The organism is Amycolatopsis azurea DSM 43854 (assembly GCF_001995215.1).
Lineage (GTDB): Bacteria > Actinomycetota > Actinomycetes > Mycobacteriales > Pseudonocardiaceae > Amycolatopsis > Amycolatopsis azurea.
Genome location: NZ_MUXN01000027.1, coordinates 477737 through 487907 on the forward strand (window position 1 = coordinate 477737; position 10171 = coordinate 487907).

1 protein-coding gene is annotated in these 10171 nt (G+C 69.8%); it reads right to left on the reverse strand.

Annotated elements, in window-relative coordinates; genetic code table 11:
- Positions 1–12: 12 nt before the first annotated feature.
- Entirely contained in the window at positions 13–10143 is a 10131-nt protein-coding gene (locus B0293_RS37150) for a Tc toxin subunit A-related protein (RefSeq protein ID WP_005151508.1), read from the reverse strand.
- Between the last annotated feature and the right edge of the window lie 28 nt (positions 10144–10171).

A 10171-nucleotide genomic window follows, 5' to 3' on the forward strand; every position in this document is an offset into this window, starting at 1 on the left:
GTGGGGCTGTAATCATTCCAGCTCGTAATGGCAGATCAGGAACGCCCGTGCGAGCCGGACGTCCGGGAACCTGAACACTCCACGCTCCTGGTCCCCGCGGTGCCGGAGCGGCAGCGAGACGTCGAGGACGCCGTGGAACAGCGCCGGCCATTCGGCACTCGCCACGCAATGGAGATCGCGCCCGGCGCAGCTGCACACTTCTCCGCTCTCGTGGTGGCGCTCGTGCTCGGCGACGAACCGGACGGGCAGCTCGCCCCGGTCGCTCGGGTGCTCCAGCTCGGCGAACAGCTCCAGCCGGGTGATCCGCGGATCGCGGCGGCCGGGCAGGAAGGGGAAGTGCTCGCGGCCGAGTCTCAGCGGCAGCAGGTGCTTTCCGTCCGGCGCTCGGTCGACGAGCCGGTACCAGTCGTCCGGGAAGTCATGGCGGATGTCGAACAACCGGGCACCGGCACCGGGCAGCTGCCGTTGAGCGCAATCGTTCGCCGCGTCGCGCAGTAGGTCGCCGCCCTCCCGAGCGGTGTAGTTGAGGTGCAGGACGATGTCGCCGAGCGTGTCGAAGTCGAACCGGTTGTTGTCCGGCGGCAGCGCGATCCGCCACCGGCTGACCGCGCCGGCGAACTCGAACGGCAGATACCGTTCGTCCCGGAAGTTCAGCTCGAACATCCCCGAGTCGTTCTGTCCGTTCGACGTCGCGATGGCTTCGGTGGCGGCGAACCCGCGCACCAGCCGGGGGTCACCCGGCGTCGGCCGGTAGCCCGCGCCGCACCGGCACCCGTCGACCTCGGTCCCGCAGCAGCACGCCACCGGGCCACTCAGCCGCGGGTCGACGCGGGTGGTGCTGCTGAGCAAGGTGAGGCGGCAGTGGACGCCGATGTACGGGCCGACCACACACGGGATGCTGAGCGTGACGTTCTTGAGCCGACGCAGGTAATGGCCGGGGTAGTCGAGGTCGAACATCCATTCGGGGATCTCGATCTCGGCCGTCCCGGTGGCCTGGATGCGCAGGAACGCCGCCGGGAAGTCCAGCCGCAGCGAGACGTGTTTGGTCAGCTCGTACTCGCGGCAGTTGGCGTCGACGTAGGCCAGCTCCATCTGCCGCAGCGCGACCTGGAGCCTCTCCCCCGCGAGCAGGCCCTCGTGCAAGGTGTCCCAGGCGCGCTCGGGCAAGAACGTCCTGGCGAGATGGCCGCGTTCGCTGTTGAACGCGCGTTGCGCCTGCCGTCCGGTGCGCAACGCCAGCTCGTACAGCTCCCGGTGCAGCGCCGCGGTCTCGGACTGGAGGTAGGTGTACAGCTCACCATTGGTGAACTTGCCGCGCAGGAAGTTCTGCACCTCGGCCGAATGCTCCACTTGACGTTGATGGCTGTTGAGGTCCCGAAGTGCCGCGTCGCGACGCCGTTCGGCGGCCAGGTACTGCCGCTCGATCTGGTCGATCTCGATGGTGATGACCTCGACCTGGTGCTGCCACTCCTCCAGCCGCCGTTGCCAGCCCGCCTCGGTGAGGTTCAGGCCCGCACTGGTGTTGGCGATATCGGCGAGCGCGTTCATGATCCGCGCGGCGGTGGCGAACGTCGCGTTCGCGAGTTTGGTGCCGATCGGGAGTTGGTTGGCTTCCAGCGGCCCGAGTCCGGCGACACCGATGTGGATGTCCGGGATCAGCCCGATGCCCTGCGCGATGGCTTCCGACACGTTGCCCGCGGTGCGCGAGATCATCGATACGCCGGTCAGTGCCTCGTACCCGGTCTCCCCCGCGTTCAGGCCCCGCGCGATGAGTTGCTGGAAGTACCGTAGGCGGGCCAGTGCGCCTTCTTTGGTCTTGCCCAGCGCCTGGACTTGCCATTCCGCCTCGCGCCATTGGGATTGACGGGTCTGCAGGGCCAGCTCCAGCAGTTGACGCTCGTGCGTGGCGCGCAGGATGGCGAGTGCTTCGGCGTCGCCCTTTTCGTACGCGGAAAGCAGTTCGGCGCCGAGGCCGCGTACTTCGCTCGCCAGCTCGATGGCCTTGCCGATCAGATAGGTGAACCGATACGGCGTGGCGCGGCACAGGCATTCGCCGTCACCGCCGCAGTCCCCGTCGCAGCCGTCCAGGGTCTCTCGCCAGCCGTCCCGCAGCGGGTCGTCGCCCCAGAACTCGGTGTCCGACAGCTGTTCCCGGCTACGCAGCCGGCTGCTGCCGAGTGCGTGCCGTACGACAGCGAGCCGGTCCGCGGAACTCTCATACAGCGACATCAACCTCGGGTTGAGGGGCGCGGGCGACGGGACGAAGGTCGCGACCCGCTGCGGGACGCCGTCGTTGTCGTGGTCCTCCACCAGTCGCGGGCTCGCGCCGAGCAGACGGCGCAGCGAGTCGAACACCACGGCCGCCTGCCTGCTCGCCTCCGCGGAGTTGCGGCACAGCAACGCTTCTCCCCAGGCGAGGAGGGTTTCGAGGTAGGACAGCAGGACGGCGCGGTCACGGGCCAGGGCGTCGCCCTCGTCCGGGGTCCAGGCGTTGTCGCGCACCAACGGCGCGTACGCCAGCTCGTACCACCGCAGCGCCGCTTCGAACCCACCGTGCGCGCGCAGCGTGGCCGCCACGGCCGACGCCACGGAGTGCACCGAAGGCGGGAGAAGCCGAGCGCCGGGCGAGACGTACGCGAAGAACGGGTACGCCGCGAGACCGAAGTGCGGTGCCGGAGTGGACGTCGGTTTGGCCACCAGCGGCAGGACGACCGCGGAGTCCGACGCCAGGTCGTAACGGAACCCGGGCGGTGGCGCATCCGGGTACTCGCCGAAGCCGACCGGCTTGACGCCCATGTTCTGCGTACCGGCGAGATCGGTGACCTCGAACCGCAGCGAGTCGCCGGTGCGGCCGTCGAACTTCAGTCGCAGCGACCCGTCGCTAGGGTCGCCTACGACGAACAGCCCTTCCGACGAGCGTCGCGGCGGCTCGAACTCGCCGTGGTGGTATCGGGACCAGTACAGGTGCACCAGCGGTTCCGGCTCCCAGTTCAGCAGGCCGGGCACCTTGTCCTGACGGTGCCAGTCCGAGGTCTGCTCGTCGGTCCGGCTCCGGTCGGCGGCCACGACTATTCCGGCGTCGGCGTTCTGCACGGCGCCTGTGTCGGCGAAGAAGGCGGAACCGGCGATCCAGAAGTAGTACTCGTCGACCTCCGGCGGTACGTCGCGGGTGCTGAGGTCCCCTCGCGGCTCGAACCGGGCCGACGCTGTTGGCAGCCCTGCCGCGGCGAGCCGGACAAACCCCGAGCGCAGCCCTTCGGCGGCGCGCAGCCACAACGGAAGCCGGGCCATGACCGTCTCTTGTGCACTGTCCACTCTCGACTCTTCGGCGCTCGTGAGCGTTGCGGACGCCTTCCTGCCCACGGCGGCGGTCTTGCGCTTGGTGGCCGCTTTGCGCACGCCCTCGTTCTCCCCGTCATCACGGCCGGCGAGCAGCAGCGAAACCGGCGCGAGCCACGACGGCCGTGCACCGTGCTCCGGCGTCCCGAGCAGGCCCAGCCCCTCCGGCGCGGAGCGCTGGAGCCGGATCTCCGCCGGCTCCAGTGCCTGCCGTGCGAGCAGCTCCGGATGCGCGGGCGGACGCTGTGCGGTCGTCTTCGGCCACCACTCGAGGCCGCCGGGGACGGGTACGGTCAACGCGGTCCGGCGCAGCTCGTCTTCCAGGAACCGGAACGCCTCCGAGCGCCGGGCCGCCCGCAGGTCGTCCCACTCGATCCAGTTCTCGCGGTAGATCTCGCGGCGTCGCGCCGCCGTCCAGGTGCGGAACGTGCCGAACCGCTGCTCCCACACGGCGGTGAGCCCCGGTGTCACGGCGAACCCGGATTCGAGCCCGAGCCGCGCTCGCTGCACGAACGTCTGCACGGCGGTCACGGCGTCCTCGATCCGGGTGGTCCGCTGCGCGATCCCACACTGGACGTCCTGCAGCAACAGGTCGGACAGGTCGCGCGGCTCAGCGGCGAACCGGCCGGTCGCCCACGGCAACGGCACCCGGGACATCCCGCACAGGTATGCCAGCAGCGCCTCCCTCGCCCGTTCCCGCAAGCCGTTGTTGAGCTGTTCGAGGTTGTCGTAGCGGCGAGGCTCACCGCGTTCGAGGTGGCCATCCTGGACGAACCGGGTCAGGTCGGCGTTGCCCGAGCGGGGCGGGGAGACGATCGGTGGTGCGTCCAGTTCGGCGGACGGGTCGTCGGCCGCCCATAACGCGGGACGGGCCAAGGAGATGTCCGCGGGCAGAAAATGGCGGCGCAGCCTGCGGACCCAGCTTTCGGCGTGCCAGACGCGCACGGCCCAGCGCTCGTCGGCCAGTTCGCCGCTGCCGGGCAGGCCGACCGTGTAGATCGGCGGGGTGCTGCCCGGAGCGAAGTAGTTGAGCACCAGCGGGGCGTGCCGCAGGTCCACGCCGAGGTGCCGCAGGAGCTCGGCGGGGTTGTCCGGCTGCTGCTGGAGGACCTCCGCGAACAGCAGCCATGGCGGCCGTTCCAGCGCCCGTTCGGTCTCCTCCCGCAGGCTGGTGTAGTCGAAGACGCGCTCCCACCAGTCGAACAGCGCCGCCTGACGCCGGGGGCTCGGCGCGGACCGCTGGTCCGCCGGTGCCGACTCGCGCGGGCGGAGCGTTTCCGGCGGGTAGGGATCGGACACCGGCAGCAAGTCCGGCGCGAACCACGCGTGGTGGGTCGCGAATGACGTCGCGCCCGTCCGGTAATGAGAGGTGCCCCCGAACGCCTTCGGGTGATCGAGGAGAAAGCCGAGCTCGGACTGCCGGTACCCGGCGACCGGCCGCGCGGACAGGCGGAATCGCTCGGTGAACAGCAGCGCCTTGAACGCCCGCTGGTAGGTACGCCGCATGTCGCGCAGGGTGGGCGGGTAGTGGTCCTCGAGATACGCGGCGGCTTCTTCGTCGCCGCCGATGGCCAGGCCGGCGGCGACGGTCGGGTGACGTCGCACGATGCCGTTCCCGAGCGTCGCGTCCTTGGTGTCGCGGAAGAGCCGGTCGAACGGCAGTGCCGTGTGCTCGCCGCCGCTGTCCGGCCCGGAGTACTTCAGCTCGAAGCCGGTACGGGCGGCGCAGTCGTCCTCGGGGCGCGAGAAGTCCGGCTCGGTCTGCTCGAACTCGACGGTGATGCGGTAGGCGCCGCGACGTAGTGACACCGGTGCCGAGTGGTCCGCCGGCGCGTGCTCACCGGGCCGTCGGTGGTTGAGGATCGTCCACGTCTTCTGCCCACGGCCCAGTGTGACCCGCCAGCGGTTGTGCCGGGCGTCGCAATCGGCGGGCAGGACCGCGTGGAAGCGGTACTCGCCGCGTTCCTCGATCAGCAACACCCCGGACCAGGTCACGGCGAACGGTTGCGCGCCGCCGAGCGGATCGCCGGTGCTGTCGCGCAGTGCGAACCCGTTGCGGATGCCCACGAACCGCAGTTGCTCGGGCGTCAGCTCGAAGTCCAGCGCCGGCAGCACGGTCGGCACCGGCGCGTTGAGGGAGTCGCGGACCCGCCCGAACGCGCTGAGCGGACCGCGGGTCTCCCGCCACACCAGTTCGTCGTCGCCCCCGTGGCCGCGGACCTCGAACTCGCCGAGCAGCCCGGTACCGGTGAGCCCGAGCAGCGCGGCGAACGCCCCTCCGCTCGGCAAGGGCCCCCATCGGGTCGCGGGCGGCGCGCCGGAATCGTCCTCCCACGGCCTGAGCGCGAAGTTCTCGTCCGCCGACAACGTCCGAAGGAGCCGCCACGCGGCCGCGCTGTCCTGCTCGCCGGGTTCCGCCCCGGTCGCCGCCCGGACGTGGGCCGCCAGGTGCGTGGCGATGACCCCGCAGCGGCGGTGGAACAACGCGAATTCGCGCCGGAAGAAGGCGAACCGCTCGTGCTCGTCCGGCTCCTGGACCAACCGGTCGACAGCCTGGTCGAAGTTCCCGAACAACGCCGCGAAGGGCGCCAACGCCGCGCGAGGTGAGAAGTACAGGTCGCGCACCGCGATTTGCTCGTGCTCACGCAGCGGCCGCAACTCGCACAGCCGCTCGATCACCGCGGAATCGGTCAGGGGAAGGCGAGTCCACAGCTCCTCGGTGCTCTCGTCGTAGCCGAACGGCCCGTCCGGTGGCGCGATCCACATGCGCGGCGAGGTGTCTGCCGCGGGTAGCGAGACGCGGTATTGGCGGTCACGCGGTTCCACCGAGTGACCGCAGCGGCGCAGTTCTGCGGTGAAGAAGTGCTTGCCGAGGTCGAGCAGACGGTCGGTGGAGCCGTCCTGGCCGTAGCCGAAGTGTTCGCGCAGCGACGTGACGATCCGTTGCCAGCTCCAGCTTTCGGCCTCCTGCTCGCTGACCTCGACGTCCAGCAACGCCCGGCGCAGGGCCCAGAGTGAGCACTCGCCGTCGCCGTCGGCCTGTTCGGCTTCGGGCAGCGACAGCGGGTCGTCGACCGACTCGATGCGGTCTTCCAGGGGGAACGGGTCGTCCCCGTCGAGGTGCTCCCCCGTGGTGAACAAGAACAGGATCTCGCCGACCGAGAACTCCGAGGCGTAGACCTTGCCCAGGATCTCGACGAACCGCAGAGTGTGCGTCGGCAGCGCGAACCAGGTGTCGCCGGGGGTGGCGGGGTCGAATCCGGCCAGCACCGAAAGCCGGTCGAGGTTCTCGGCGATCACCTTGAGGAACTCCGGTTCCCTGCGGCGACAGTGGAACCGTCCTTCGGCGTGGTCCTCGACGGCGTCGAGCAGCACGGTGACCGCGTCGGCTCGTTCCTCCGGATCGGAGGGCTCCCACAGCGGCAGCAGCGGAAGGCGTCCGGTGAACCGGAGCCGCAGGTCCCGCACCAGCAGCAGCACGGCGGCGAGCTGGCGGAGGAAGTCCGGATTCACGTGCGCGGCGGCGTCGAACAGACGCAGGACGGCGGCGTAGTCGGCCAGCTGGGCGAAGGTGATCCCGTGGTCGCGGACGTACCGCCACAGCCTGATGAACACGACCAGCTTGCGCAGTGCGGTGGCCGTGTCCTGTTCGCCGAAGGAGATCCGGAGGTCGTCGAGGTCGCAGGGCTCGCATTCGGGGAATCCGCCATTGCCCCCTTCGTCTTCGGCGTCGGTGTCGCCGTCCGAGCGAGCACGATCGAACTCGACGAATCCAGACTGCTGAAGGTCGAGGAACTCGCAGTACGACAGCCCGGTCCTGCGGAGGAATTCAGCGACGCGGGTCACCACGACGGTCCAGGATCGATCATCCACAGTGGACGATGCGTACCCGTAAACCTGGTGCAGTGCGGGCCTTCCCTCGGCCGCCTTGTCGCCGAGATCGTGTGCGAACAGGACGTCGTACTCCTCGGCCGAGACACCGAGGTACTCGCGGGCGACGTCGACGCGGACGGGGTAACGCCAGACGGTGGCGTCGAACCCTGCCGGTTCGTGCGCCGGATCCAGCACGAACTCGGTGATCTCGCGGCGGAAGTGCCGCATCGCCGAGAACCGGCTGGTGCGCAGCTCTCCGAGGTAGGAGCGATTCACGTCCGATGACTGGTCGTACGGCAGGATCGGTGCGGTGAAGTCCTTGCGCAGTGCGGCATACGCGCCCGCTCCGGCGGGCGGGATGGCGACGGACGCGGGCGAGGAGTGCTGCGGGATCGCGGCGAACAACGTGGCCGGGTCGTGCCCGCCCGGAGTGCCCGTCCGGCGCAGCGGGTGCCCGGCGAGCTTGTCGGACGCCGTGTCGTGCACCGCGCCGCCCCCGACCGGGTCCCCCTTCGCCACCGTGGCGGTGAGCGTTTCGAGACTCTCGTTGACCAGGTCCAGCGCGGGAAGCGGGGTTTCGGTGTTGGCGCGGGTCGCGTGTAGTTCGCCGAGCGGGCCACGCCGCGCAGCTACGAGCTTGCCCAGCGGTGAAGGGGCACCGGGCACCGTCGGATGGCTGGGGGTCGAGGCGGCGGACGCCAGCAGCAGCTCGTGCAGATAGGCGACCGGCCCGAACGGCGAAAGGTGCGATGGCGGGAGGCAATCCGTGAGCGAGCCGTCCGGGTCGACCGGCCGGAAAGTCCCCGGCGATACCGGGCCGGGCGCGGTGGATCCGCCCGCCGCCGCCTGGATGGCCGAAGCGAGCGGGTAGGCGACGGTGCCGGTCAGCGCCGCGGTGAAGTCGGCCAGGGTCGGCGCTTGAACACTCGCCTTGCTGACGAAACCTCTGGCGTACAAGGCTTCCATCACGGAGAAGCGCAACTCGGGGCTCGCGGGTGCGCTCAGTCCGTAAAGCGCCTGGATGAGGTCGAGCGTCTCGGTCAGCCACGCCTGGGCGTCCGCATCGTCCGGGAAGGTGTCCACGACGGCCGCCGTCGACGCGGCCTGGTCGCGCGGACCGGTGAAGGAGAACGTGCCACCTCCGTGCGCGGCGTAGGCGCTCGCGAACCGCGCGAATACGTCCACAGTGGACACCCGGAGCGCGGGCGGCCCGGACGGTGCCGTGTCCGCGGTGGGGACTACCCCCGGTGGCACGGTGAAGAACTTGCGCAGGTGCCGGATGAACGCCTCGACCCGTTGCGCGGGTGTGCCCGGCTGGGTGAACGGCGGCAGCAGCTCCAGCTTCGGCACGGGCAGGCCGAACAGCGCGCGCCAGTCCTGGTCGGTCAGCTTGACCAGCTTGTCCACCGAGGTGATCTGCCGGGCGGGCGTGGTGATCTCGGTGATCAGCGCGGCGAAGCTCTGCGTTACCACCTGGAGCACGAGGCCGAGGTACGCCTGGGATTGGGCCTGGATCTCCGGCTTCCAGAACTTCTGGTCCAGTTCGGGGGTGGCGAGGGTACTCCCGAGCCAATCCGTCACCAGCACCTTGAACGCCGAGGTCTGCTGGTTGAAGGCGACCTCGGGCAGTGAACCGGCGATGGTCCCGAGCGCGTGCAGCCGTCGCGCCGCCTGCGCGGGCGTGACGGTGGCCCCTGCGGGTGCGGTCGCCGGCTTCTCCGCGCCGACGACCGAACCGGCGTCGATCGCGGTCTGGAGCTCCTGCAGAATCTTCGGCTCGGTGTCGAACCGCGCCATGTCGTACCGCTGCCCAATGCCGACCTGGACCGGAAGTGCCACAGCCAGCGCGTAGAAATAGGCGGCGGGGACGATGAACAGGTCGGTGATGGTGGGCGCGGTGGGCCGGAGGATGACGGCCGTGTCCAGCGGCGCGGCGTCACCCGCGATGACGGGGAACGGGAAGACCGCCAGCGGCGCGCCCACCAGATCCTGTCCGGACGGCCCGCCCTTCACCACCGTGCCCCCGGCGCTGAGCCGCTCACACTGGACCGCTGCCGAGGCCGAGTAGACGAACTTCGCCAGCCGCGCCGCTTCGGCGTCGTGCGTGGCGTGGTAGCCGGTCAGCTGCCCCTCGAACTTCTTCCGGTCGCTGTCGATGTTCTGGTCGATGTCCTTGTCGTCCGGCTTGGTGTAGAGAAAACCGAGCGGGCGAGGTTCGGCAGGCGGCGGGTAGACCGCTCGGTCCCAGACCAGTTCGGAGGCGACCTGAAGGCTTTGCGCGGCGGTGAGCTGGCCGCGGTCGACGAGCTTGCGGCCGTCTGCGGGATCCTTGGCGAGCACCTCGTCGACCGCGGTGATCAACGGCCCGAACGGCGGGGCGGTCCCGTCCTGGGGAACCTCCACCCGGGACTTGCCCACGTTCGTCGGCAACGTCGCGTAGGCCGACGCCGCCATGGCGAGATAGTCGCGCTGGTCGTTCGACAGTGACGCGATGGTGACGACGGAGATGTTGAAGTCGATCGTGCGGTCGGTGATCGGTGTGCCGTCGCGGCTCAGCTCCAGCCGGAGATCGTAGGTGTTCGCCCGCGGGTACTCCGGATGCGGGGACGGCGGATTCACCACGATCACCGCGTTCGCGGCCGACAGCAGCGACCGGATCACCGTGGGCGGCGTGACGGTGACGGTGGTGTCCGTGTAGTGCTGGATGATCTGTGTCTTGGTGAGATCGACCCTGTTGTCGACCGGATTCAGCCCGCCGGGCGGGATGTGCGGATCCGCCAGCCCCGTCGCCGTCCCGAGCGGCACCCCGGTCGTGCTGTTCCCGAAGGTCAGGTCGAAGGCGGTGATGGTGAGCCCGCTCAGCGCCTGCCTGAACGCCGACGCCGTCACCGGCTGCGTCGGATGGAGTTTGATGATGATCAGGTCAGGCATGGTGTTCACTCCTTGTGTAACTGCCGAG